The sequence below is a fragment of the Dermabacter vaginalis genome (genome assembly GCF_001678905.1).
Lineage (GTDB): Bacteria > Actinomycetota > Actinomycetes > Actinomycetales > Dermabacteraceae > Dermabacter > Dermabacter vaginalis.
In genome coordinates, this window is the sequence record NZ_CP012117.1 from 1,537,094 (window position 1) to 1,561,976 (window position 24,883).

20 protein-coding genes and 2 tRNA genes are annotated in these 24,883 nt (G+C 63.4%); 13 read left to right on the plus strand and 9 right to left on the minus strand.

The window, feature by feature from the left end; all coding sequences use genetic code 11:
* The first annotated feature begins 39 nt into the window (after positions 1 to 39).
* The 3 genes from DAD186_RS06710 (at position 40) to DAD186_RS11305 (ending at position 4,722) form a co-directional block, all read left to right on the plus strand.
* The gene (locus DAD186_RS06710; RefSeq protein ID WP_065248032.1) at positions 40 to 3,768 is read left to right on the plus strand and encodes a multifunctional oxoglutarate decarboxylase/oxoglutarate dehydrogenase thiamine pyrophosphate-binding subunit/dihydrolipoyllysine-residue succinyltransferase subunit; all 3,729 of its coding nucleotides are present in this window, start codon (positions 40 to 42) and stop codon (positions 3,766 to 3,768) included.
* A gap of 107 nt (positions 3,769 to 3,875) precedes the next feature.
* Positions 3,876 to 4,508, plus strand: a complete 633-nt coding sequence (locus DAD186_RS06715) for a GDSL-type esterase/lipase family protein (protein ID WP_065248033.1) — start codon at positions 3,876 to 3,878, stop codon at positions 4,506 to 4,508.
* Between the two features lie 139 nt (positions 4,509 to 4,647).
* Positions 4,648 to 4,722: a 50S ribosomal protein bL37 gene (locus tag DAD186_RS11305; RefSeq protein ID WP_371327113.1), complete on the plus strand. Its 75-nt coding sequence runs from the start codon at positions 4,648 to 4,650 to the stop codon at positions 4,720 to 4,722.
* A gap of 82 nt (positions 4,723 to 4,804) precedes the next feature.
* Here DAD186_RS11305 and DAD186_RS06720 read toward each other — a convergent pair whose 3' ends face one another.
* A complete protein-coding gene (locus DAD186_RS06720) occupies positions 4,805 to 5,131 on the minus strand; it encodes a hypothetical protein (RefSeq protein ID WP_034373682.1) in 327 nt (108 codons plus the stop codon).
* Positions 5,132 to 5,230: 99 nt separating this feature from the next.
* Positions 5,231 to 5,926, minus strand: a complete 696-nt coding sequence (locus DAD186_RS06725) for a sigma-70 family RNA polymerase sigma factor (protein ID WP_065248034.1) — start codon at positions 5,924 to 5,926, stop codon at positions 5,231 to 5,233.
* A 98-nt stretch (positions 5,927 to 6,024) separates the two neighbouring features.
* Between DAD186_RS06725 and DAD186_RS06730 the strand changes: the two genes are divergently transcribed.
* From DAD186_RS06730 to DAD186_RS06755, 6 genes are all read left to right on the plus strand, one after another.
* Positions 6,025 to 6,594 carry a hypothetical protein gene (locus DAD186_RS06730; protein ID WP_061211680.1) on the plus strand — a complete coding sequence of 190 codons (570 nt, stop codon included), beginning with the start codon at positions 6,025 to 6,027 and terminating at the stop codon, positions 6,592 to 6,594.
* A gap of 14 nt (positions 6,595 to 6,608) precedes the next feature.
* Positions 6,609 to 7,937, plus strand: a complete 1,329-nt coding sequence (gene aroA / locus DAD186_RS06735; protein WP_061211679.1) for a 3-phosphoshikimate 1-carboxyvinyltransferase — start codon at positions 6,609 to 6,611, stop codon at positions 7,935 to 7,937.
* On the plus strand, positions 7,934 to 8,992 hold the full coding sequence (gene rsgA, locus DAD186_RS06740) for a ribosome small subunit-dependent GTPase A (protein ID WP_065248780.1): 1,059 nt from the start codon (positions 7,934 to 7,936) through the stop codon (positions 8,990 to 8,992). Before aroA ends, rsgA begins: the two co-directional genes overlap by 4 nt.
* Positions 8,993 to 9,022: 30 nt before the next feature.
* The gene (locus DAD186_RS06745; protein WP_065248035.1) at positions 9,023 to 9,814 is read left to right on the plus strand and encodes an inositol monophosphatase family protein; all 792 of its coding nucleotides are present in this window, start codon (positions 9,023 to 9,025) and stop codon (positions 9,812 to 9,814) included.
* A 97-nt stretch (positions 9,815 to 9,911) separates the two neighbouring features.
* Positions 9,912 to 11,132 (plus strand): pyrophosphate--fructose-6-phosphate 1-phosphotransferase, encoded by a 1,221-nt coding sequence (locus DAD186_RS06750; RefSeq protein WP_065248036.1) that lies wholly within the window; start codon positions 9,912 to 9,914, stop codon positions 11,130 to 11,132.
* A 95-nt stretch (positions 11,133 to 11,227) separates the two neighbouring features.
* Positions 11,228 to 11,995, plus strand: a complete 768-nt coding sequence (locus DAD186_RS06755) for a C2 family cysteine protease (protein ID WP_065248037.1) — start codon at positions 11,228 to 11,230, stop codon at positions 11,993 to 11,995.
* Positions 11,996 to 11,997: 2 nt separating this feature from the next.
* On the opposite strand, the gene DAD186_RS06760 is transcribed toward DAD186_RS06755, so the two are convergent.
* The 3 genes from DAD186_RS06760 to DAD186_RS06770 all read right to left on the minus strand — a co-directional run bounded on the left by DAD186_RS06760 (position 11,998) and on the right by DAD186_RS06770 (position 18,268).
* The gene (locus DAD186_RS06760) at positions 11,998 to 13,647 is read right to left on the minus strand and encodes a polysaccharide deacetylase family protein (protein ID WP_065248038.1); all 1,650 of its coding nucleotides are present in this window, start codon (positions 13,645 to 13,647) and stop codon (positions 11,998 to 12,000) included.
* A gap of 1,362 nt (positions 13,648 to 15,009) precedes the next feature.
* Positions 15,010 to 15,083, minus strand: a tRNA-Met gene (locus DAD186_RS06765).
* A gap of 104 nt (positions 15,084 to 15,187) precedes the next feature.
* The gene (locus DAD186_RS06770) at positions 15,188 to 18,268 is read right to left on the minus strand and encodes a UPF0182 family membrane protein (RefSeq protein WP_065248039.1); all 3,081 of its coding nucleotides are present in this window, start codon (positions 18,266 to 18,268) and stop codon (positions 15,188 to 15,190) included.
* Positions 18,269 to 18,366: 98 nt separating this feature from the next.
* Here DAD186_RS06770 and DAD186_RS06775 point away from each other — a divergent pair, with 98 nt between their 5' ends.
* Entirely contained in the window at positions 18,367 to 18,909 is a 543-nt protein-coding gene (locus DAD186_RS06775; protein ID WP_065248040.1) for a hypothetical protein, read from the plus strand.
* Between the two features lie 75 nt (positions 18,910 to 18,984).
* Here the strand turns inward: DAD186_RS06775 and DAD186_RS06780 are convergent, their stop codons facing one another.
* Positions 18,985 to 19,536, minus strand: a complete 552-nt coding sequence (locus DAD186_RS06780) for a single-stranded DNA-binding protein (protein ID WP_065248041.1) — start codon at positions 19,534 to 19,536, stop codon at positions 18,985 to 18,987.
* 185 nt (positions 19,537 to 19,721) lie between these two features.
* Between DAD186_RS06780 and DAD186_RS06785 the strand changes: the two genes are divergently transcribed.
* Positions 19,722 to 19,794, plus strand: a tRNA-Arg gene (locus DAD186_RS06785).
* Between the two features lie 57 nt (positions 19,795 to 19,851).
* Here DAD186_RS06785 and DAD186_RS06790 read toward each other — a convergent pair.
* Together DAD186_RS06790 and DAD186_RS06795 are read right to left on the minus strand one after the other, a co-directional pair.
* Entirely contained in the window at positions 19,852 to 21,087 is a 1,236-nt protein-coding gene (locus DAD186_RS06790; RefSeq protein ID WP_065248042.1) for a M48 family metallopeptidase, read from the minus strand.
* 175 nt (positions 21,088 to 21,262) lie between these two features.
* Positions 21,263 to 21,892, minus strand: a complete 630-nt coding sequence (locus DAD186_RS06795; protein ID WP_065248043.1) for a superoxide dismutase — start codon at positions 21,890 to 21,892, stop codon at positions 21,263 to 21,265.
* 117 nt (positions 21,893 to 22,009) lie between these two features.
* On the opposite strand from DAD186_RS06795, the gene orn reads away from it, so the two are divergent.
* Both orn and DAD186_RS06805 read left to right on the plus strand, forming a co-directional pair.
* Entirely contained in the window at positions 22,010 to 22,636 is a 627-nt protein-coding gene (gene orn, locus DAD186_RS06800; protein ID WP_257737084.1) for an oligoribonuclease, read from the plus strand.
* A 39-nt stretch (positions 22,637 to 22,675) separates the two neighbouring features.
* Positions 22,676 to 23,956, plus strand: a complete 1,281-nt coding sequence (locus DAD186_RS06805) for an AGE family epimerase/isomerase (protein WP_065248045.1) — start codon at positions 22,676 to 22,678, stop codon at positions 23,954 to 23,956.
* Here the strand turns inward: DAD186_RS06805 and DAD186_RS06810 are convergent.
* Positions 23,934 to 24,818, minus strand: coding sequence for a DNA-methyltransferase (locus DAD186_RS06810; RefSeq protein ID WP_065248046.1), 885 nt, complete (start codon positions 24,816 to 24,818; stop codon positions 23,934 to 23,936). The genes DAD186_RS06805 and DAD186_RS06810 overlap by 23 nt on opposite strands.
* Positions 24,819 to 24,883: the final 65 nt, after the last annotated feature.

A 24,883-nucleotide genomic window follows, 5' to 3' on the forward strand; every position in this document is an offset into this window, starting at 1 on the left:
GGCGTAAACGTTCTCCCACAGTGAAAGAGGCGATGGTCCGTGCACGAGGCCCACGAACAAGCATCGGGCGATTCCTTCGGGCCGAATCAGTGGCTCGTGGACGAGCTACGCGCGCAGTTCGAGAAGGACCCCGGTAGCGTCGATCCATCGTGGGCCGCGTACTTCTCTTCCCACCCGCGAACGGCGAACGCCCCGAGGCGCGAAGATGCGCACGATGTCGAGCACACCGCAGTCCAGGAAGAGTCCGAGCCTCCCGCCCCCATCGCCGAACCTGCCGAGCGGTGCGCGCGCGAGAAAGATTCGATGGTCACCCATAGCCACAGCGGAATCTCGTCAGCGTCGGACCGCCCCCGCACCCCGACCACCGAACTCCCCGCCCTTGCCTCATTCGAACCCACCGAACCCGAGCCGAGCCGCATGCGCGGCCCCGCCGCCGCGATCGTCAAAAACATGGACGAATCGCTCACGATCCCTACCGCGACAAGCGTGCGCGATATCCCCGTCAAACTCATGTTCGACAATCGCGAGGTCATCAACGGGCACCTCCGCCGCATGCGTGACGGCAAGGTGAGCTTCACCCACCTCATTGGCTACGCCATGGTCGAGGCCATCAGCGAAGTTCCCGACATGAACAACGGCTTCGAAACGCGAGAGGGCAAGCCCACGTTGCTCACGCGCGAGGACATCAACTTCGGCCTCGCGATCGATATTCACAGGGCCGACGGTCGACGAGGCCTCGTCGTCCCCAATATCAAAGGCGCGCAGCGCCTCACCTTCCGGCAGTTCCGCCGCGAATACGACAAGATCGTCAAGCGCGCGAGGAGCGGGAAACTGACGATCGCCGACTTCGAGGACACGACGGTATCGCTCACGAACCCCGGGGGGATCGGCACCGTGCACTCGGTTCCGCGCCTCATGAAGGGCCAGGGCGTGATCGTGGGCGTGGGCGCAATGAACTACCCGGCAGCGTTCCAGGGAGCAAGCCCTGAGACCCTCGCCCAACTCGCCGTTTCGAAGGTCATGACGCTCACCTCGACGTACGACCACCGCGTGATCCAAGGGGCAACCTCGGGCGAATTCCTGCGCGTCATGGCCAACAAACTCATGGGGCTCGACGGTTTCTACGAGCGGATCTTCACGTCGATGCGCGTGCCCTACGAGCCGATCCAGTGGGTTCCCGACAACCCGCTCAAGGATTCCGATCAGGAAAAGTTCGCGCACGTCATGGACCTCATCCACGCGTATCGCACGCGCGGGCACCTCGTCGCGGACATCGACCCCCTCCAGTACCGCCAGCGCAAGCACCCAGATCTTGACGTTTCCACCTATGGGCTTACCCTGTGGGACCTCGATCGCGCATTCCCCACGCGCGGCTTCGGCGGAACCGAACGCGCGACCTTGCGCGAGATCATCGAGAAACTTCGCGATGCGTATTCACGCACGACGGGCGTTGAGTACATGCATCTCACCGACCCCGAAGAGCGCCTCTGGTTCCAGGCGCAAATTGAGCGCCCGCGCGATCCATTCACCAAGCAAGAGCTCACCCACATCATGGATCGTTTGAATGCCGCCGAGGCGTTCGAGCAGTTCCTCCAAACGAAATACGTGGGCCAGCGGCGCTTCTCGCTCGAGGGCGGTGAGGCCATGATTCCGCTTCTCGACACGGTCATGTCGGGCGCCGCGCGCGCCGGAATGGACGAAGTGTGCATCGGTATGTCCCACCGCGGGCGCCTCAACGTGCTCGCGAACCTCGCGGGCAAAAGCCACGCCCAAATCTTCCAGGAGTTTGAAGGTACCGAGGACGTCGACGAGCTCGGTTCGGGCGACGTGAAGTACCACCTCGGCACCGAAGGTTCGTTCACGTCGTGGGATGGCCACAGCACAAAGGTGTACCTCGCGGCGAACCCGAGCCACCTCGAGGCCGTCAACCCCGTGCTCGAAGGGATCGTGCGCGCGAAACAGGATCGCGCGCGGGGGCACGCACTCGAGTTCCCGATTCTGCCGATCCTCGTGCACGGCGATGCCGCATTCGCCGGCCAGGGCGTCGTGACTGAAACGCTCAACCTCTCCGAGCTTCGCGGCTACCGCACAGGCGGCACGATCCACGTGGTCATCAACAACCAGATCGGGTTCACGACCTCCCCCGATTCCTCGCGCAGCTCCTTCTACTCGACCGACATCGCCAAGGGCACGCAGCTGCCAATCTTCCACGTCAACGGCGATGACCCGGAAGCTGTCGTGCGCGCCGCCGAAATCGCGTTTGCGTATCGCCAGCGATTCCACCGAGACATCGTGATCGACATGGTGTGCTACCGCCGCCGCGGGCACAACGAGGGCGATGACCCCTCGATGACGCAGCCGCTCATGTACAAGATCATCGAGAACAAACCGAGCGTGCGCAATCTGTTCACGCAGACTCTCCTCGAGCGGGGCGACCTCTCCGACGACGAACTCCAAGGGGTCGTCGAAAACTTCCACTCCCACCTCGAGAATGCGTTTGCCGGCTCGCGCGCGGGCGCCGACGTGCACGGGGCGAGCGTGCGTGGCCTCGAGCTTCCCGACTCGCAGCAAGCGACCGAGCCGCCCCACGAAGCAGCCGCGTTCGACACGGGCGTAGAGCGCGAAATCCTGGAAAAGATCGCCGATGCGCACGCCGCCTACCCGGATGACTTCACGCCGCACCCCAAGATCGCGCAGCTCACCACGCGACGCATCGCGATGAGCCGCACGGGCGGCATCGACTGGGGTTTCGGTGAAATCCTCGCGTTTGGCTCGCTCCTCGTTGAGGGCCGCCCCGTGCGCCTCGCCGGTCAAGACTCCCGGCGCGGAACCTTCACGCAACGCCACGCCGTGTTCATCGACGGCAAAACTCAGGACACGTGGACCCCTCTCCAACATCTCGACCGCCACCAGGCAACCTTCAGCGTGTTCGATTCCTCGCTCAGCGAGTTCGCGGCCCTAGGCTTCGAATACGGCTACTCGGTGGAAGCGCTCGACTCCCTCGTGTTGTGGGAAGCGCAGTTTGGCGATTTCGCGAACGGCGCGCAAACGATCATCGATGAGTTCATCGCCAGCAGCGAACAAAAGTGGGGCCAGCGTTCAGGCGTGACCCTACTCCTCCCCCACGGCTTCGAAGGCCAGGGCCCGGACCACAGCTCCGCACGCCCCGAGCGTCTCCTCCAACTGTGCGCCGAAAGCAATATGCGGATCGCCGCGCCCTCGACGCCAGCGAACTACTTCCACCTGCTGAGGCGCCAGGCGAAGCGACCCCGCAAACGCCCCCTCATCGTGCTCACGCCCAAATCGATGCTGCGCAATAAAGCCGCCGCGAGCAGCGTAGAGGAGTTCCTCTCCGGCACATTCATGCCGGTCATTCCCGATCAGCACCGCACTCCCGAGTGTGTCACTCGCGTGCTCTTATGCTCCGGGAAGATCTACTGGGAGCTCGAAAAGGAGCGACACAGTCGCGGCGATGAAGAAACGGCGATCGTTCGCCTCGAGCAGCTCGCTCCCCTTCCCAGCGACGCCCTGCGCGACGCGCTTGCACCGTTCGGCGACGCACCGCTCACGTGGGTGCAGGAAGAACCCCTCAACCAGGGCGCGTGGGGCCATCTCGCGATGAACCTCCCGCGTGATCTCTCCTCCCGCCTCCACGTCCTCGCGCGCCCTGCCTCCGCGAGCCCCGCAGCGGGTACCATGAAAAGGCACATCGCAGAGCAACGCGAACTTCTCGAGCGCGCCTTCTCCAAGGACACACTCGAGAGGTAGCGGGAAAACCGCGCGAGCCAGGCGCCGCACACAAGGCGTAGGCAAGCGTCGGAACCCCGCCCTTGAACCGCCACAACCGCCATCGACGCCAACCGAAGGAAACGCACGTGACTTCTTCCCCCGCCCCCACCAAGCCGCGCGTTCGCGTGATTGCCCTCGGCGACGAAATGCTTGCCGGCGCCGGCGACCAGCGCGCGATGGGATGGTTCACGCGCGCCCTCGCCCAGCACAACGGTTCGGGCGATCTCGTGGACTCCTACACCGCCGCGATCCCCGGCGAAACAACCGCGGAACTCGCACGGCGATGGGAAGCCGACGTCACTCGCCTGCTCGACACGCACAACACGGGCGAAAGCGATGACACGCAGCACCGCGTCGTGATCGCTCTCGGCCGCGCCGACCTCGGCGCTGGCATCAGCATCGCGCGCTCGCGCCTCAATCTCGCAACGGTCCTCGACGGCCTCGGCCACCTTCGGATCCCCGTCTTCGTCGTCGGCCCTGCCCCCTCAAAGGACCGTGAACGCACCGACGCGATCCTGGAGCTTTCGCACGCTTTCCACGACGTGTGCGCACGCCGCCGCATCCCCTACGTGGACCCAGCGGCCGCGCTTGCCCACCACGATCAATTCCTCGCCGATGTCGCGCGCTCGCCGCGCGATTTGCCGTCGCAAACCGGATACGGGCTCATCACGTGGCTCGTGCTTCACGGCGAATTCTCGGAATTCCTCGCCGCCCAGTAGGCTCCGACAGCGCGTGATGTTGATCCCCCTAGCGGCATGACCCCGCGGTCACGCGCGTGAAGTGTGAGACAATACCGGGGTTGCCTTCGCACCTGATGTGCGGGCAGTGACTCACGAATCGAACGAGAAGGAGAGTGCCATGAGCAAGCGCGGACGCAAGCGCAAGTCGCGTAGGAAGAACAGCGCGAACCACGGTAAGCGCCCCAGCGCCTGAGCAACGCGCTCGGCACGCGAATCCGTAAAACGCCCGGCTGACACATCAGCCGGGCGTTTCTTCGTTCACGGTGGCGGAGCAGCTAGCCGCGCGCGGGACCCTCACTCGTGCGGGTAACGGCGATCGATTCACTGCGCACGGTGCCGTCGGGCCCATAGCTCACGCGCACCTCGCGATAGGTGAGGGTGCGCGCCGAACCGCGCACGCGCTCGCGAAGTTCTTCGGAGGCACGACCCGCGCATGACGCGCGCAAAAGCTGGCGTACAAGTCGCGCCTGCTCGATTTCTCGCGCACATGCGGCGCACTCTCCAAGGTGGCTTTCGAGTTCAACCGCTTCGGCGTCGCTCAGCCGCCCGGTGAGGGCGCGATCGACCCGATCCATGAGGCGCTCAAGCGCTGGATCACCCACGAGTAGCCCCTTTCGTTGGTCTCAGCCCTGCCGACTCGGTGCCGCCTCTCGCGGCGCTTACACGGACACTGAACGCCTCACGTGCACCTTTTATTCCCCTCACGCTTGCGTCTCCTCGCCCGAGGCGGAATCGGCATCGCGCAAATAGCCGCGCTCGCGCGCGTACTGCTCGAGCGACGCACGCAGGAGCCCGCGCCCCCGGTGGATACGCGACATCACGGTGCCGATCGGCGTGCCCATGATCTCGGCGATTTCCTTGTATGAGAATCCCTCGACATCCGCAAGGTAGACCGCTTCGCGGTAGTCGTCACGGAGGTCGTTCAGCGCGTCTTGAATATCGCCTTCGGGAAGAAGCGCGAGTGCTTCGGCTTCAGCGCTGCGAAGCCCCGTGCTGTCGTGAGAGGCCGCGCGAGCAAGCTGCCAATCTTCAACCTGCTCGCCTCCGGATTCCTTGGGGCGACGCTGCGCTTTGCGGTACGACGAGATGAAGGCGTTGTGCATGATGCGGAAAAGCCAGGCGCGCATGTTCGTACCCGCCTTGAAGCTCGTGGAAGCACGAAATGCCCGGACATAGGTATCTTGAACCAGGTCCTCGGCGTCGTGCTGATGCCGCGTGAGGCGAAGCGCGCCCGAATACAGTGCGTCGATGTGGCTGAGCGCCTCGTGCTCAAAGTCCTCGGGGCTGAGCGTCGTGGGTGACTCGGTGTCCGCCTGTGCTGCGGCAGCCTGTTCATCGCGCTCCACAGCACCCTCCACATCGCTCCCCGGACCGGGGAACTTCTCGTTCTCGCTCATCGCTTCGACTCTACGCTGTTCAGGTGGGAGTTTCATGCGGTGCGGTAGTCTTGGCGTGTTCCGATTCGCATGGCTTTACAAAGGAAGCTGAGGAAAGCATGTCCCTCGTTCGCCGCATCGCACGCCCCCTTCTCGCCGCACCGTTCATCTTCGAGGGTGTGCAGACCGCCATCCGCCCGGATCGCGTTCTCGATGCTCTTCCCGTAACGATCGCCGACATCGACGAGCAGGTCTCCAAGAGCCCGCTCCCGACCGACGCCGAAACGATTCTTCGCACCGCCGGTGGCCTTGCCGCTGTCGCTGGCGCTGCCTTCGCGCTCAACAAGAAGCCGCGCCTTGCCTCCGCCACCCTCCTTCTCACCACCACGGTCGGCCTCGCAGGCCGCAAGCGTGTCTGGGAGCTCAAGGGCACCGAGCGCACCGAGGAACTGCGTGCGATCGCCGGTGACCTCGGCCTCCTCGGTGGCATTCTCCTCGCCGCTGTCGACACCGACGGTAAGCCTTCGCTCGCCTACCGCGTCGACAAGGCCATCGAGCGCGCCCAGAAGTCCGCTGCCGAAAAGCAGCGCGAGCTCGAAAAGGCCGCTAAGAAGAACAAGAAGAAGTCGTCGAAGAGCCTCGACGAGCTCGACCGCACGCTCGCGAAGAAGATCAAGCGCGCTGCCTGAGTCCGGGGTTTTCCGTGTCTGACGTTCAGTGGACGGCGCCCGTTGCCCACGGGCCCATCGACGCTCACGTCAGCATTCCCGGCTCAAAGTCCCTCACGAATCGGTGGCTTGTGCTCGCCTCTCTTGCGAGCACACCCACCGCGCTCGTGGGGGCACTTGCGTCTCGCGATTCACGCCTCATGATCGAAGCGCTCGAAGCGCTCGGCGGGAATGTCCGCAAGAGTGATCGCGCGCTCGTCGTCGAGCCGCTCAATCCCGGCGCACCGAGCACCGATAACGAGACGCCGCTCGAGATTCACTGCGGCCTTGCGGGAACGGTCATGCGTTTCGTGCCGCCGCTTGCCGCGCTCTCGGGCCGACCCGTGACGTTCACGGGCGATGAGGGCGCGCTCGTGCGCCCCATGGCAGCGCTTCTCGATGCGCTTCGCCAGCAAGGCGTCGAGGTGACATGCCACGGCCAGGAAGGGTTCTTGCCCTTCACGGTGCACGGCAACGGCCTTCGCGGCGGCACGGTGACGATCGATGCGAGCGGCTCGAGCCAGTTCGTCTCTGCCCTCCTTCTCACGGCCGTCCGCGCCGATTCCCCCCTCACCATTCGCCATGTCGGCGAGCGCCTCCCCTCACTCCCCCATATCGAGATGACCCTCGCACTCCTTCGCGAGTGCGGCATCGACGCTCGCCATGAGGTCACGGATGGTCATCACGAATGGACCGTGACACCAGGCGAGCTGCGCCTGCCCGATCCGGTTACCGTTGAGCCCGATCTTTCCAACGCTGGCCCGTTCATCGCGGCGGCCCTCGTTGCCGGCGGCACCGTCTCGATCGAGAACTGGCCGGAACAGACAACCCAACCGGGAGATGAATTCCGAAGGATCCTCCCCCTCATGGGCGCGCGCGTCGAGCGCATCGGGCCGGACGTCGAGTTTTCGGGCACGGGTCCCCTTCGAGGGATCGATATTGACCTGTCGGCCGTCGGCGAGCTCACCCCCACCATCGCAGCCCTCGCCGCTCTCGCCGACACTCCGAGTCGCCTTTCAGGCATCGGACACCTGCGCGGCCACGAGACGGACCGCGTCCACGCCCTCGCCGTCGAGCTCACAAAACTTGGCGCGCGTGTTCACGAGGGCGAGGACTTCCTCGAGATCACACCGGGCCCCATGACGGGCACCGTTGTCGAAACCTACAAGGACCACCGCATGGCAACCGCCGCCGCGATCATCGGGCTGCGCGTTCCCGGCGTTCGGGTCGTGAACGTCGACACGACGAACAAGACCCTTCCTGACTTCGTGGGAATGTGGACCTCAATGCTGCACACGGAAAGCCCCGCGGGGAACACGTGGTGAGGCGCGCAGGGAATCTCACAAACTACGAGGATTTTGATGAATCCTCGGTGCGTTCGCGCCCCAATCGTCGCGGCTCCCGACCCCGCACGAAGGAACGCCCCACCTATGCCGATGCCATCACCGCGCGTGTCGTGGGAGTCGACCGTGGCCGCTGGCGCACCATCGCGGAGGAAGGCACCGAGAACGAACGCGCAGTGACCGCTATGCGCGCGCGTGCCCTCGGGCGCACCCCCATCGTGCCCGGCGACCTCGTGCGTCTCACGGGCGACACCTCCGGGCGCACCGACACGATCGCCCGGATCGTCGAGGTTGGCGAACGCACAAGTTTCCTGCGTCGAAGCGCCGACGATGACGACGCGAGCGAGCGCCCCCTCGTCGCTAACGCTGACACCCTCGTGATCGTGACGGCCCTCGCGAACCCCGAACCGCGCGGAGGCATGATTGACCGCTGCCTCGTCGCTGCCTATGTCGCGGGTATCACGCCACTGCTGTGCCTCACGAAAGCCGACCTCGCTGGCCCCGCGACGTTCCTCGAAAGGTACGCGCCGCTCGGCATCGAGCACCTCACCACTCATATGAATGCCGACGGCAGCATCGCCGGTATCGACGCGCTACGCGAACGTCTCAGCGGGCATCTGAGCGTACTCGTGGGCCACTCGGGCGTCGGCAAATCGACGCTCATCAACGCGCTCGTGCCGGGCACCGACCGCGCAACGGGACACGTCAACGCCGTCACGGGCCGCGGGCGCCACACCTCGAGCTCCGCCCTCGCGTTGCGCCTTCCGGGAAGCGACGGTTGGGTGATCGATACGCCCGGGGTACGCTCGTTCGGCCTTGGCCACGTGAGCCCCGAAGAACTCGAATCCGCATTCGAGGACCTCGCTCCCCTCATGGAGGAGTGCCCGCGCGGCTGCACCCACATCAGTGCCGACGAGGGCTGCGCCCTCGATGCACTCGTCGCCGAGGGGCGCGCGGGAAGCGCCGGCCCCGCCCGACTCGCAAGCTTCAGGCGCCTCAACTCGACGCTGCGCACCAATGACCCCTGGGCCCTGTAGCTGCCCACCCGAGCGAAGGAGAAACCACGTATGGCCTCGGCACACCAGGACGATATCCGTCTCGCCCACGTTCTCGCCGACTCCGTCGACCAGCTCACGATGTCGCGTTTCAAGTCTGAAGACCTCACGCGCGAGCGCAAGGACGACAACTCGATCGTGACCGATGCTGATCGAGCAGCGGAAGAACTCATTCGCGCTCAACTTTCTCGTACCCGCAGCCGCGACCAGGTCATCGGCGAAGAGTTCGGCTCGCACGGCGAGAGCAACCGAAAGTGGATCATCGACCCCATCGACGGCACCGCGAACTTCGCGCGCGGCGTTCCCGTGTGGGCTACGCTCATCGCCCTCGAGGAAGACGGCGAGGTCGTCGTGGGCGTCGTGTCAGCGCCCGCACTGAATCGGCGGTGGTGGGCTGCCGTCGGAGCCGGGGCCTTCACGGGCCCGCGCCTGTCTGCCGCCCAGCGCCTTCATGTCTCCTCCACCGAGTATCTTGAGCAAGCCGTACTGTCCTACGGGAGTCTCGAGGGCTGGGCGCGCGCCGGGAAGCTCCGCGAGTTCGTGAACCTCCTTCAGAGAGTCGAACGCACCCGCGGATTTGGCGATTTTTGGAGCTACATGCTCCTTGCCGAGGGGGGAATTGACGCCGCGATCGAACCGTCCCTCAAGCTCCACGACATGGCGGCTCTCGTACCGATCATTGGCGAAGCAGGCGGGCGCTTCACCGATCTCGACGGCACAGACGGCCCCTACGGGACGAGTGCAATCGCGAGTAACGGGCCACTTCACGGCGCGATCCTCGAGGCTCTGCAGTCCTCTCGCTAGGCTTCTGCCTCGGCAGACGCGAAGGAGAAAACTGTAGAATAGTGGCGCACACGTGCGGCGTTATCGCCGCGCACCACACCACCTGGGAAGGACCCTCATGAGCGTCAAGCGCGTTGCTCTCCTGACCGCGGGCGGTTACGCCCCGTGCCTCTCATCCGCCGTCGGCGGCCTGATCGAGCGCTATAACGAGCTGAACCCCGAGATCGAGATCATCGCCTACAAGCACGGCTACTGGGGCCTGCTCTCCGGCGAGAAGATCGTCATCGACGATGAGGCCCGCAAGAACGCGCACCTCCTGCACAACTACGGCGGCTCGCCCATTGGGAACTCGCGCGTGAAGCTCACAAACACGAAGAACCTCGTCGAGCGCGGCCTCATCAAGGAGGGCGAGAACGCCCTCGAGGTCGCTGCGAACAAGCTCAAGGCTGACGGCGTAGACGTGCTCCACACGATCGGTGGCGATGACACGAACACAACCGCCGCTGATCTCGCGAAGTACCTCGCCGACAACAACTACCCGCTCCAGGTCGTGGGTCTGCCGAAGACGATCGACAACGACATCGTCCCCATCCGCCAGTCGCTCGGTGCCCGCACCGCCGCTGAACAGACCTCCCTCTTCGCGCAGAACATTATTGCGGAGAACGGCTCGAACCCGCGCATGCTCATCATCCACGAGATCATGGGCCGCGCATGCGGCTACCTCACCGCGGAGGCTGCACGCTACTACCAGGATTGGCATTCGAAGCAGCAGTGGCTGCCGTCGATCGGCCACGATGAGCGCAGGTGGGATGTCCACGCCGTATTCCTGCCCGAGCTTGCTCTCGATATCGAGGGTGAGGCGGAGCGCCTCAAGAAGGTTATGGACGAGGTCGGTTGCGTCAACATCTTCCTCTCGGAGGGCGCCGGCATCCCCGAGATCATCGCCGAGCTCGAAGCCAAGGGCGAGGAGGTCGAGCGCGATCCGTTCGGCCACGTGAAGCTCGACAAGATCAACCCCGGCCAGTGGTTCGCGAAGCAGTTCGCTGAGCGCCTCGGTGCCGAGAAGGTCATGGTTCAAAAGTCCGGTTATTTCGCTCGCTCTGCGAAAGCTAACCCTGACGACCTGCGCCTCATCAAGTCTATGACTGACCTCGCCGTGCAGGTCGCCCTTGAAGGCGGCACCGGCGTGATCGGCCACGACGAAGAAAAGGGCGACCAGCTTCGCGCGATCGAGTTCGAGCGCATCGCCGGTCACAAGGCTTTCGACGTGGACCAGGAATGGTTCGCTGGCGTTCTCGAGCGCACGGGCCAGAAGCTCGTGAAGGCCGAGAAGCACTGATTTCTCCGTTAGGCGGGATGATCGCCTGAGAGGCCCGGGCACGTGCGTTTTGCGCTCGTGCCCGGGTTTTATTAACTGCGAAAGGGGTCCGACGCTTGATTCGCCACACGCTGACCGCACTCTTCCCGCCGCATGCACGCGAGAGCGGGGAGCCGCCGCTGGGGCCGCACGCTGATCACTACGAGGCTTGGAGCGGCGTCCTGAATTTCTCGCGGCGGCCGCGCCAGGGTGCCCTGGGCGATTGCTGGCTCATGGCGCCGATGCTCGCAATCCACGCGCTCGATCCCGAGTTTTTTGCGAACGCCATCAAGGTTCAGCCCGGGTCACCCAAAGCGCTCGCGCGTGTGTTCGTGGAAGGTGCCCCGGCGTGGCGCAGCATAAATATGCGCTTTCCTGTGACCGAACGTGGCCACTTCGCCTACGCGACAGAAGAAGGGGGCGGCCCCGGCTGGCCCGGCATCCTCGAGAAGGCGTGCGCAGCGGAGTTCGCGGGATCATACGCGTGGATTGCGCGGGGCTTTGCGAAATGGGGGTTTCCGGCGCTTAGCGGCGTGCGCGCCTCGACGCGTCTCACGCTTCCCTCCCCCGGCGAAGTCGAAGACCTTCTCGCCAAGAGGCGGCCCATCGTCGCCTCCACCCACATGTTCTCCCCCGTGCTCTCGCGCAAGCGGCAGTCGGGAGCTATTCCGCCGATGCACGTCATGGCGGTTGTGGGTGCGAAGCCTGATACCGGCGAGATCGTGCTTCGTAACCCGTGGCGCCCGGGTGCCTGGGTCACACTCAACAAGCGAGAGTTCCGCCGCGCGTTCCTCTCAGTCGACGTGCTTGACCAGCCACTCGGGCGCTCACGCAAAGGCTCGTAGGGTCAGCCCTTACAGTTGAAGCCGTTCTGCTTCTTGCCGGTGCCGGAACAGTAGGCGTGTCCGGCCTCGAGGCCGCCGGTGTTCAGAGTCAGCTCGCTGACCGTCACGGGAATATAGCCGGCGTCATTGACCTGGCTGAGGATCTGCTCAGCCGCATCCACGGTCGAATCGTGAATATCGTGCATGAGAGCGATCGGCTCGGCGTAGGCGTTTGCACCCTCGACGGCTGCCTCGATCGTTTTGGCCGTGTCCTTCGTTTTCCAGTCGAGAGTGTCGACGTCCCACTGCACGATCGCCATGCCGCGAGAGGCAACAATCTCATCCACGGTTTCGTTGTGGCTGCCATACGGCGGGCGGAACAGAAGCGGCTCGAAACCCGTGGTCTCCGCGAGAAGATCAGAGTTCTCGTTGACTTCCTTCTCCACGCGCTCGCGCGACTTGCGCTTGAGGTCGGGGTGGGTCACGGAGTGGTTGCCCAGTTCAAAGCCCGCTGCCGCGACCATGAGAGTCGTCTTGCGGTGCTCTTTGATGCTGTTGCCCATTTCGAAGAACGTCGTTGCCGCTTTCGCCTTCTTGTAGACGTCAAGGAGCTCGGGAGTACGGGCGCCGGGGCCGTCATCATAGGTCAGAGCGACGCAGTGCTCGAGGAACACGTCGTAGCCGATCGCGGTAGTCGGGCGCACCGCACCACCGGGAGTGGGCGACGGTACCTCAGTCGAGGCGCCTTCGCCCTCGGCGCCGTCGGACTGCCCACCATCCGATGCCGCGGGGCTCGCCGCTTCGGAACCGTCCGACGGTCGGTTCGGCGAATCGATCGGCTTTGCAACATGGCGCTTAGGCGTGAAGTGTTCGAGTTCTTCGCTCGGCTCACCCGTGAATTTCGCGGGCTTTGCGCTCGCGTCCTTCGCGAGCTTTCCGAGATCAGAAAGGAACGGTTCCGCGTCGACGACGAGCCGTGCCGGGGCCTCCCCGGCAGCTCCCGTACGGAACGCGAGCACGAGTGTTCCCTCGGGGTTGAATGCCATCGCCGGGCCGTTGCCGTACGGGGCGCTCTTGTCAATGAGAGCTTTATCGACGGCCGAGGCATCAAGCTTGGCCTTGCCCGCGGCATCGTGGACAGCTTTCGCAAACTCGCCCCACTTCGCGGCCTCGATAAGCGCGGCTGGGGCAAACGACTGCTTCTTTCGTGCGTCGTACCAGATCGAGCAGGGCACATCCGCCTCGTCGCCGAGGCTCCCCACAACCGCGACGCCCACGACGTCCTGAGCGGCGGCGAGAATCGTGGCCTTGATCTCGACCTTCTCGATGTCGCCCCAGTGTGCCTCGCGCAGCAGACGGTTGCGGACGACCTCGGTCGCCTGGGTCAGATTGCGCGCCTTCGGAAACCGCGGAGTCGTGACGGTCTTGCCTTCGGCTTCGGGGTTGAGCGTGACGTCAACCGTTTCGAGGAGCGAGGCATCTGCGCTCGTCCACTCGGCCGACGGTTCGGGACTCGTGCTCGGTGACTGCGCGCCCCCCTTACCGGAGGCCCTACCGCCGTTCTTTCCATCCCCTGCATTCGAGCAGGCAGCGAGGCCGGCAACGGCACCAGCTGAAAGTCCGGCGAGAGCGGTGCGGCGGCGAATAGGACGGGTTTCAAGAAGCGGCGACACGATTCTTCCTTCGTCGAAAGTATTGGAAAGCGAGCACTCGCACGAACCTGCACAGCTAAATAACATTGTCCGCACGCGCCTCGCCGCCCACGAGTGTACTCCCCTGCAATTCACGAACCTTCACGCCCACGCGCATCGCGAGCCCGGATTGATCCCGGAGCCACTACTCGCTACTGCCCCCCCTACCGGACGCCCTCGTCCGGTTTCAGGGTGAACCGAGGGTGAAGAAATGAGACCAGGCAAGCCGCCATGAGGGCTGTCATACCGTTGTCCTGCATCTGAAATACGCACGACGGTTGGCTGACACAACGGCGAGGTGCCGAACAAGCAACCACATCGGGGGTGCACACGCACAATTCACGACAGGGGCGGGGTTGTCACCGGAACCCCAGACGTTACGAGCAAAATGTAACCCCGGCGATATAGCCGAGGCCAGTGATCGTTCCGGGGTCTTCGTAGATGACTATAACGTAGGGGGAGTCGCGATGTCTACGGTTCCGAACGCCGTACCCAACTGCGGGGCGTGGAATGCGGATGAGATCTGTCGCTTCATTACATCGGAGCGCCTAGCATCGTATTTTACTGACACCGATGGGAGCGTCCGCCAAGCACTCCACCTATACGAGTGGGACATGAGAGCTTAAGCATCTGTCTTAGAGCTGACGTCGATGGTGGAGGTCATCGTTCGAAATTCACTTGACGCGTCACTCATCGCATGGGCCTCCACTCACCACCCAGGGGCGTCGTGGTTCGATGCGGCGCCGCTTGACGCGCATGCACAATCAGACATAGCAAAAGCGAGACGCCGGGCAACGCGGCATGGAAGACGGCCGGAGGTGCATGGCAGTGTGATCTCAGAACTAACATTGGGATTCTGGCGCTTTCTCGTCGAGTCGCGTTACCTCACCCGCCTCTGGGTACCGGCTTCTCATACTGCGTTTCCGCACGGGGCCAAAGATCTCCGCACACGACAAGAAGAAGTCGCGCTGCGCATGAAGCAGCTCACCACCGTGCGAAACCGTGCCGCGCACCACGAGCCGATCCATCGCCGGGATCTGGGCCGGGACCTTCGGGCGGCTATAGATCTCGCATCTTGGGTTTCACCGGACGTCGGTGCTTGGGTGGCATCGACGAATTCACTACGGACACGCATCGAGGGCAAACCGCAACCTTGACCTCAAAGGCCACTCAAGTGGAGAAAGTGGAGCCCGACCTTGATGCCAGTTCAGGGTGGGCAAAAGGTGGACAAAATAGACCAGGAAAGCCGCCTTGAGGTCTGTCATGTCGTTTTTCTCCACCCTGAGTGAGTGGGCATGAAAAAGCGGCCCCCATGAGCTTGATACTCATGAGGGCCGCTACTCGTAGCGGGGGCAGGATTTGAACCTACGACCTCCGGGTTATGAGCCCGGCGAGCTACCGAACTGCTCCACCCCGCGTCGGTGATCTCTAACTTAGTAGGCCACCCCCGCGGAGTCTAGTTTTCAGCGCCGAAACGTTTCGTAGTTCACGTTCACGCCCCGTTCACACTCCCGTTCCTTCGCTAATTGCCACCTCCGGCAAGCTGCGAATTAGCGGCATCTGCACGCTCGATGGCGTCCTTCAGGCGCTCTTGCGCCTCGCCGTACTTCGCCCAGTCACCCTCGGCGCGCGCCTTCTCGGCATCGTTCCACGCCGCATCAAGATCCTTGAGCGCGGCATCGAGATCGGCCCTGGGATCGCCCGAACCGCCTTCGGGCGCCGGCGGCGCTGGAGATTCACTAGGCTTCTCGCTCGGCTTAGGTTGGGGATCACCACCGGCGTCGCCACCGGCATGAGGATCCGAGACCGCATCCTCAACGGCTTTGGCTTCGCCGGTCGTGGGAACCTCGGCGTCGCCCGCACTCGCACCCGAGTCGCCACCGAAAACAGCGTCGAGAGCCTCATCGAGCGTGTCGGCATACCCCACCTTGTCGCCAAAGCTCACGAGAACCTTGCGCAAGAGTGGATAGGACGTGCCGCCGCCCGAGCTCGAGCTCATCACATAGACAGGCTGCACGTACAGCAAACCGCCGCCAACCGGGAGCGTGAGAAGGTTGCCGTTGATGACCTTCGAATTGCCCTGGCGAAGCAGGTTAAGTTCGTTGGAGACCTGCGGGTTCGAGTTAAAGGTGTTTTGCACCTGCCTAGGCGCGCTCACGGGATTCGAACTCGGGAGCACAAGGAGCGTGAGTTTGCCGTAGTCCTTCGCGGGGTTGCCCTCTTTCGCTCCTGTTTCAGAGTTCACGGCAAGCAGGCCCGTGAGAACGTCCTGACCGGATTCCGGGATATAGCTCGAGGAAAGCGTGAACTGAGGTTCACTTTCGTCGGGCATCTGCATCGTGAGGTAGTGCGGAGCCTGAAGCGGCGCGGAGCCGCTCTCATCGTCACGCGCCTGAGTGGGGTCCGGAGTGGTTTGCCAGAAGTCCTGGCCCACGTAAAAGTCCTCAGCCTTATCGATGTGGTACTTGCCAAGAATCGAACGCTGCACCTTGAAGTAATCCGCCGGGTAGCGCAGATGGCTCATGAGTTCGCCCGAGATTTCGCTCGAGGGCTTCACGGAATTCGGGAAGGCACCCTCCCACGCTTGGAGAATCGGGTCCTCCGTGTCCCACGCATACAGCGTCACGCTGCCATCAAAGGCATCGACGGTGGCTTTCACGGAATTGCGCACATAATTCACGCGGCGCTCGCGCAGACCCGCGGTGTCCGCACCATTGACCTTCGAATCGGTGACGACTTGGTCGAAGTTCGTCGCTTGCGCGTACGGGTAGCGGTCGCTCGTGGTGTAGGCATCGATGACCCACTTCAACTTGCCATCCACGACTGCCGGATACATCTCGGTGTCGAGGGAGAGGAACGGCGCGACGGTTTTCACTCGCTGCTGCGGATCGCGATCGTAAAGAATCTGCGACTCCTCGTTCACGTAGCTCGAGATCAGAATGTTGAACTCGCGGAATTTAATCGCGAACAGCATGCGATTGAAGAAGTTGCCGACGCTCGGGCCACCGTTGCCCGTGTAGGTGTTGGACACCTGACGGCCCTGATCGTCGCCGTCCGTTCCGGACTGGTAGTCGAACTCTTGCGGGTCAGCGCCCTCTGGGGCACCCACGATCGAGTAGCTCGGCGAGTGGCGCCCGAAGTACACGCGCTCCTGGAACTCACCGAGCTTGCCCGAGCCCGGCACGCCGGACTGGAAGAAGGCTGGCTCACCATCAGGACGGCGCTGGTTCCCGTAGGCAGCAGCTACGCCGAAGCCGTGTGTGTACACAACGTGCTGGTTGACCCACGACTGCGAGGAGAGCTCGAGCTTATCGGGCCGAAGCTCGCGCACGCCGATCACGGTGTCTTGCTTTTGCCCATCGATGTCGTAACGATCCACGCTCAAGGTGTTTTCAAAACCCCAGTAGCGGCGGTTCGCTTCGCGCTGACCGAAGGTCGGCGAGACCACCGCGGGATCGAGAAGGCGGATCTGCGCCGTAGTTGCGGCGTCCTCACGCAACTGCCCCGAGGTTGCTGCGGACTTCGCACGGTACGAGATTTCATTGACTTCTTCGAGGCCGTATGCAGCGCGGGTGGCCGCCATGTTCTCTTCAATGAATGGCTTTTCGAGGTTACGTTCGTTCGGCTCCACCTGGAAGGTCTGAATGAGGTAGGGGTACACCATTCCAACAGCGACCGTGGAGAGCACAATAAGCCCCGCCGCGGCGGCCGGCAGCTTCCAATTACCCTTGAGGATCCACGCAAGCAACACCAGCGCAACGATGATCGCGGAGATCGCGAGGATGGTCTTACCGGGGATGAGCGCGTGCACGTCGGTGTAGGCCGCGCCATCGAATTTTTCGTGCGAGGCGGTGAGGGTCGCGTAGCGTTCAAACCAGTGTTGCGCCGCGAGCACGAGCATGTAGGCCATCGCGATGACACCCACGTGAGTGCGCGCCGCACGAGTGAGGTTGAGCCCTTTCCTCTGATCCCACTCAATACCGCCATAAATGAAGTGGCCGAGTACCGCCGCGAACGCGCTCGCAAGGATCACGAAATTCACGAGCCCGAGCGCCGTTTCAATAACCGGAAGAGTGAACACGTAGAACGCGATGTCGTTGTGGAACACCGGATCGGTTTTGCCGAACGGCTCCTGGTTGAGCATGAGGAGGACCTCTTGCCACTGGCGCGAAAGCGTGAGGCCTCCAAAAATGCCAAGAACAACGGGCGCGGCGATCGTGATCACTTTTCGCAACGGTTCAACAGCATCGCGAAAACCCGCGATCGCGATGTCTTCGCGCGTAAGGGGCATGACCTGCGGTCGATATTTGTGACTCGCCCACAGGCATACGAAAATCGGCACGGCTACAGCCACGAGCCCTACAAGGAACAAGAGCCCCTGCGTGACCCATTTCTTTACGAGAAAGTCATTAAAGCCCAGCTGATCGAACCACATATAGCTCGTTGCCACCTCGGCAAACCACGCAAACACCACGATGATCGCCACGATCACGATGATCGTGATCGTGAGAGGCGAAACCTTCTTCGCGCCCTTCTCATTCGTGGGCCCCGCGGGCTTGGGACTCGGCTGGGCAGCACCGGGGAAAGGATTCGTGAAACTCAACGGCGACCTCGACTCACATCGTGGGGAACTATCGTGGGATGAGTACTCACCCCATCTTGAGGCAAGTGTCACTATTGTCCCAGTAAGGAGCCGGCGCCGTGCATTCAGAAACGCGAGACCTCAACCTCAGCGAAACCGAAGGGGCGCTCGCCGCCGCGGTCCTCGAACTCGTGCGTCACACGCGTGAGAACGACTCCCCTGCCCCCGAGCACATTGCGCGCTTCGCCCTGTTCACGACCGAGGCTCTTCTCGACGAGCGCCCGGAGCTCTCGAGCCTCCTCCCCAAGGAAACGCTCGACCGCGCGAGCGGCGACCCGCATCATCTCACGAGCATCGAGACCGGCACCCAGCACGCCGACGTCGCCGATGAGCTCCGCAATGCCCTGTGGCCCGAAGGCTGCGCAGGCGGCTACGTTCAGGCCCGTATCCGCGGCGCGATCGATGGCTCCCCCGGCACGGCACCCGCACCCGTTTTCGTTGCTGCCGGCGCCCTCACCACGGGCGAGACCTTCAGCGCCGTCGCTCGGGAGGGCGAGGAACTTCGCGTAGGCCGCGACCTCATCCCCGAGCTCGTCGCTACCCTCTGTGCGAGTCTCGGCATCGACTCACCTGGTGCGAGCGCCGATACGAAAATCGAGTAAACGTGTGAAGCAGACAAGCGTCGGACCCCGCACGCCCGCATGGCGCACGTGCGGAAGCCGACGCCCCCACCGCGTTCAGGCGTAGCTGGGTTCTGCCACCTCGGTGAGCTCCTCGAGATCGCTCTCGCCCAACTCCCCCTTGACGCCTGCGTGGTTCTCGAGTTGAGCGTGCGCAGCTTCATTCGACCCACTCTCAGCAGCCTCACCCTCGACATCGGGAGACGTGGTGCGCACCTCACCGGTGTTTTCATCCACCCACGATGGCGCGCTCTTGGCGTACTGGGCGGTTCCGTAGGTGAGATCGATGGCGACGTGATCGGCATGCAAAAGAAGCTCCGTGCGAGTGTTGCCGTCGCGGTCCTCCCACGTCTGCGTCACGAGGCGGCCCGTGCACAAAAGCGGCTGGCCGCGCTTCACGGACAGCACAACGTTGTTCGCAAGCGATTCACGGCGCACCTGCACACGCACGTACTCGGGCTTGCGTTCTTTCCATTCCTTCGCCTGCACGTCGTAGTACCGATCATTCACGGCAACGGTCACCGACGTGCGGCAGCCGCCACCATCAAACTTGAAGATCGTGGCATCCGCGGTCGCGTTGCCCTGGATCGTTGTCATGATTGCGTTCATTGAAGTTCCCCCCTTGGGATCGTTCGCCGCCCGCTGCGGCGCTCATCCACGAGCATGCCCCTCGCTCACGCCCTCGAAAAGAGCCCCATCGATCCGTGTGGAGAGGGCGGCACTGTGGAGGGAGAGTCACCGCGCATTCGGCCCCACTGCCCACTCCCGGTACACTGGATCCGCCCATGTGGCATGCCTCCATAGCTCAATGGATAGAGCAACGGCTTTCTAATCCGTAGGTTGCAGGTTCGAGTCCTGCTGGGGGCGCGAAAAAGCGCCAGTGCTTCTCGCACTGGCGCTTTCGCTTATTCGCCCGGGTGAAGGTTAGTGAGCTCCCGGCTTGCGGGATACGAGAGGGTTCGCCGCTTCGGCCGACGGTTGGCGCACCTGTAGCGGACGCATCTGCTGCGGCTCGGGGTAGGACTGACCGAAGGGGAAGCGACCAAACTGTTCCTCCCCGATCACATGCCCCTCGGCCCGGGCCCGGTCAAGGAGTGCGAGCGCCTCCTCGGGGGTCGGGTACTTGCCGCTGAAGGTGGAGCCGGCGGGAAGGTAGGGCTCGAAGATTCGATTCTTGGGACGCAGCCACATTCGCCCGGGCTTGGAGCGGTCCCGCAGTGCGTGGGCGCGCCACGTGATGACCGGGTGAGTCACCGAAAGGTTGACGAGGTGGATCCACAGGCCCTTTTCGGTTGCGGCGCGATCGGCGAGCTCATGCACGTTGACGTGCGCGTTGAGGTACTTTCCTCCCGAGAGAAGGGCCATCGTTCCGGGAGCCCCCGCGGGCACGTGGGCGTAGCCGTAATTGTCGGCCGTGTACTCCTGGGCACGAGACAGGGCGTTGCCGAGGATCGGAATGCGCATCATGAAGTTCGAAAACAGCAGGCGGAAATACGAGGTGTGGCCGGCGGCGTGGTGGCCAACCTCGTGCGCGATCACAAAGCGAAGAGCCTCGGGGTCGCGGACTTTGCCGCCCACTTCGAAGAGGTCGGAATAGACACACACGAAGCGCCGATAACCGTGGCCGGCGGCAAAGGCATTGATCATGCCGTTGCCGGAGAGGACGTAGGCGTCGGGTACGCGACGCATTCCGAACTGTTCGGCAGCTTCGGCGACCATCCGGTATCCCTCGGGGAACTGCGTGGGGCTCATGCGCACGCCGGAGACTCGAAGCTGCGCATACATGAGCGCGCGGGCGATCCATAGCACCCATGGGATCAACATGAAGGCAACGAACAGCTGGATCCCGATGGAGATGGGGCTATAGGGGTTCGAGAGTCCACCGTCTGCCGAGCCCTCTTCGAGGGCGGGCTGGATGCTCGACCACTTTCCCGTCGCCGCCATGTAAATGATGAACACGACAGCACCGACCCACGCGACGAAGAGAAGGCACGTGATGAGAACTCCCACGGCAAACAGCGGGATGTCCCACGGATGCCGAAGGGAAAGATCCCCCAGCAGCCCGTGGCGCGTGGAGCCGTTAAAAAGGCCCGGCTTCCCTGCCGGTTTCGTGTGCTCGCTTTCGAAGGTGGGCGGGTCTTGAGATTCGATTTCGGTCATGACTCCACCGTAACAACAGCGACCTTCCGATCCCTACCGCACCACCAACGCGAGAAGAGTGGCGGCGGAAGAATGATTGTGGCGTGTTGGTGCCTGCTGCCGATGGGGCATAGCGCGCGAAAGCACAAAGGTGGGGCGCCGCCGTCGCGACGCCCCACCCACACAATTGAGATGCTCAGGCCACCGGGGTGATGAGGCCCTTCGTCTGGGAGGTCGCGCGCGAGAAGCGCTCAGCGACATCGGCCCAGTCGACGATGTTCCAGAATGCCTTCACGTAGTCAGCCTTGGCGTTCTGGTAGTCGAGGTAGAAAGCGTGCTCCCACATGTCGAGGAGGAGCAGCGGCACGGTTGCCGCTGCAAGGTTGCCCTGGTGGTCGTAGAACTGCTCGATGATGAGCTTCTCGCCGAGCGAATCCCATGCGAGGATCGCCCAGCCGGAGCCCTGAATGCCGAGCGCGGCAGCGGTGAACTGGGCGCGCAGGCCATCAAACGAACCGAAGAACTCTTCGACTGCCTGAGCGAGCTCACCCTCGGGCTTGTCGCCGCCTTCGGGCGAAAGGTTCTCCCAGAAGATCGTGTGGTTCACGTGGCCGGCGAGGTTGAACGCGAGGTTCTTCTGAAGCTGGTTGATCGTGCCGAAGTCGTTCTTGTCGCGAGCTTCCGCGAGCTGTTCGAGCGCCTGGTTCGCGCCGTTGACGTACGTCTGGTGGTGCTTATCGTGATGCAGCTCCATGATGCGGCCCGAGATCGAGGGCTCGAGAGCGGCGTAGTCGTATCCGAGATCGGGAAGAGTGTATTCAGCCATGGTGGCCACCTTTCTTCGACGCTGACGTGCGGGGCATGCGCAAAGCACATACGCACAGGTGAAACCCTATCGAGTCCCATTGGGTGTTCAGTGTGAACTCGGGTTTACGATAGAGGCGTGAGTTCTACAACGACGAAACCAGGTAACGACCGCATCATCTGGGTGGACTGCGAGATGACCGGCCTCGACAAGGCGAATGATGCCTTGATCGAGGTGGCGGTTCTCGTCACGGACGGGGATTTAGAAGTCCTCGGGGACGGCGTCGATGTCGTCATCAAACCCCCGGCAGGCGCGCTCGAGTCGATGGATGATTTCGTGCGGAACATGCACACGACTTCGGGTCTGCTCGAGGAGCTCGACGGTGGCATCACCCTCGTCGAAGCCGAAGAGGCGTGCCTCGCCTATGTCAAGGAGCATTGCCCCGAGCCCGGCAAGGCGCCTCTCGCGGGCAATTCGGTGGGCACCGACCGTGCTTTCATCGACCGCGACCTCCCGGAGTTTGCCCAGTTCATGAGCTACCGCACGATCGATGTCTCAAGCCTCAAGGAACTCGCCAAGCGCTGGTTCCCGCGCGTGTTCTTCAATACGCCGGAGAAACACGGCGGCCACCGCGCACTCGCCGATATTCGCGAGTCGATTCAGGAGCTCAAGTACTACCGCGAAGTTCTCTTCGTGAAGGAGCCCGGCCCCACGAGCGATGAGGCCCGAGCAGCCTCGAAGAAGTTCGAAATCACGCCTCAGTAGACTCTTCCCGCACTCTCACACCACACAGGAGTTTTGACAATGACGACACCCCTCCTTCTCGAGGCAACGAAGACCGACCCCGCGCATGCCGCGTGGCTTGAGGATGTGGGGAAGGATCTACTCGAGTGGGGCGCAGCCTCGCGCACGGAGCATGGCTTCGGATGGCTCGACTCAAGCGGTACTCTCGATCCGGATCACGACCTCGAACTGTGGATCAATTGCCGCATGACACACTGCTTCGCCCTCGCAAGCATCCGCGGCACCGAGTCCTCTCGCGATTATGCCGAGCTCGCAGCCCACGGCCTCTCGGCGCTTTCGGGCGCGTTTCACGATGTCGAACACGGCGGTTTCTACTCGATCATCGCCCGTGAAACGGGTGAGCCGGTTGATGATTCGAAGCAGGCCTACGCCCACGCGTTCGTGGTACTCGCCGCTTCGAGTCTCGTCGAGGCAAAGATCCCTGGCGCGGGCGAACTCCTTGAAACCGCGCTCGAGGCACATGCACGCTTTTTCGAATCCGAGCACGAGATGTTTGCCGACACCTACTCGCGCGATTTCTCGAACTGCGAGGACTACCGCGGGATCAACGCGAATATGCACAGTGTCGAGGGACTCCTCGCAGCCTCGGCAGCGACCGGCCGCCTCGAGCTTTTCGAGCGCGCCGCGGTCATCGTCGAGCGCGCGCTCGCGTTCGCGAAGGGCAACGGCTGGTTCCTGCCCGAGCACTTCACGACCGCGTGGGAGCCCCGCCCCGACTACAACCGGGAGGAGCCCGCCCACCCGTTCCGCCCCTATGGTGCAACGATCGGCCATTCGTTTGAATGGGCGCGCCTCGCCCTGCACACCGCGGCCGGTTTCGAGGGGCAGTTTTCCGACGCCACCCGGGCTCAGGAACGCGCCTCAGCTTTGCGCGACGGCGCGCTCGCCCTCGCCGAGAAGGCATGTGAGACGTGGGGCATCGACGGTGACGGCGGCTTCCCGTACACGGTGGACTGGGATGGCTCACCCGTCGTGCACGAACGCATGCACTGGGTCGTCGCTGAGGCCATCGGTGCGGCCGCTGTGCTGTTCCGCACGAACGGCGATGCCGTCTGGGAAGAACGCTATGAGTCCTGGTGGCAGTGGGCGAAGACGACAACCATCGTTCCCGGCAGGCTCGGCAGCTGGGTCCACGAGCTCACCGCCACGGGCGAGATCAGCGAAACGACCTGGAAGGGCCAGCCAGACATTTACCACGCCTACCAGGTCACGCTTATTCCGCGCCTGCCCGCATGGCCGCCTCTCGCTCACGCCGTCGCTACGGAAGCTCGCTCTCGATAAACCGCGCGTTCGACCCCGCGAGCCTTCGCTGCATCACGTCGAAGGCTTGCGGGTTCGAGTCGATCGCAAGGAACCGTCGGCCCAGTTTGTGCGCGACCGAAGCGGTCGTACCCGAGCCGGCAAAGAAATCGAGCACCCAGTCGCCCTCGCGACTGCTCGCTTGCACGATTCGCCTGAGAATCCCCTCGGGCTTTTGGGTCGCGTAGCCGGTCTTTTCGCGCCCCGTGGGTGACACGATCGTGTGCCACCACACGTCGGTGGGAAGTTTTCCCCGCTCAGCTTTTTCTTTCGTGACGAGGCCAGGCGCCATGTAGGGCTCGCGATCGACGTCCTCCGAGTTGAAGAAATAGCTTTTTGGGTCCTTGACGTACACGAGGATCGTGTCGTGCTTCGCGGGCCATCGCTTCTTCGTACGCGCTCCGTAGTCGTACGCCCAGATGATCTCGTTGAGAAACGACTCGCGGCCAAAGAGCGCATCGAGGAGAACCTTCGCATAGTGCGCCTCGCGATAGTCGAGGTGGAGGTAGAGCGTTCCCGACTGGGCGAGCACGCGATGTGCCTCGATGAGCCTCGGTTCGAGGAACTCCCAGTAGTCCTCGAACGCGTCGTCGTAACCGTAAAGGGCGCCCTTGATGCTCGTGTAACTGCGTCCTTTGAAACCGACTCGCGAGCCCTCGGTGCCATCGGCTGCGCGCATGGTCTGGAGGGACTGGCGCTGTTGGCGCCTGCCCGTGTTGAACGGCGGGTCGATGTAGATGAGCTGGATCGACTCGCCCGGGAGAGTGCGGAGTACCTCGAGGTTGTCCGCGAGCACAACGCTCGAGGCAGCGTCCTCTCCCACGAGGGCCTTCGTGTCGCTCATGTGTCCTCATTTCGCGAGTGCCGGTTTTGCGCGCTTAAAGGAAAGAGCCCCTCGCTCGAGGGGCT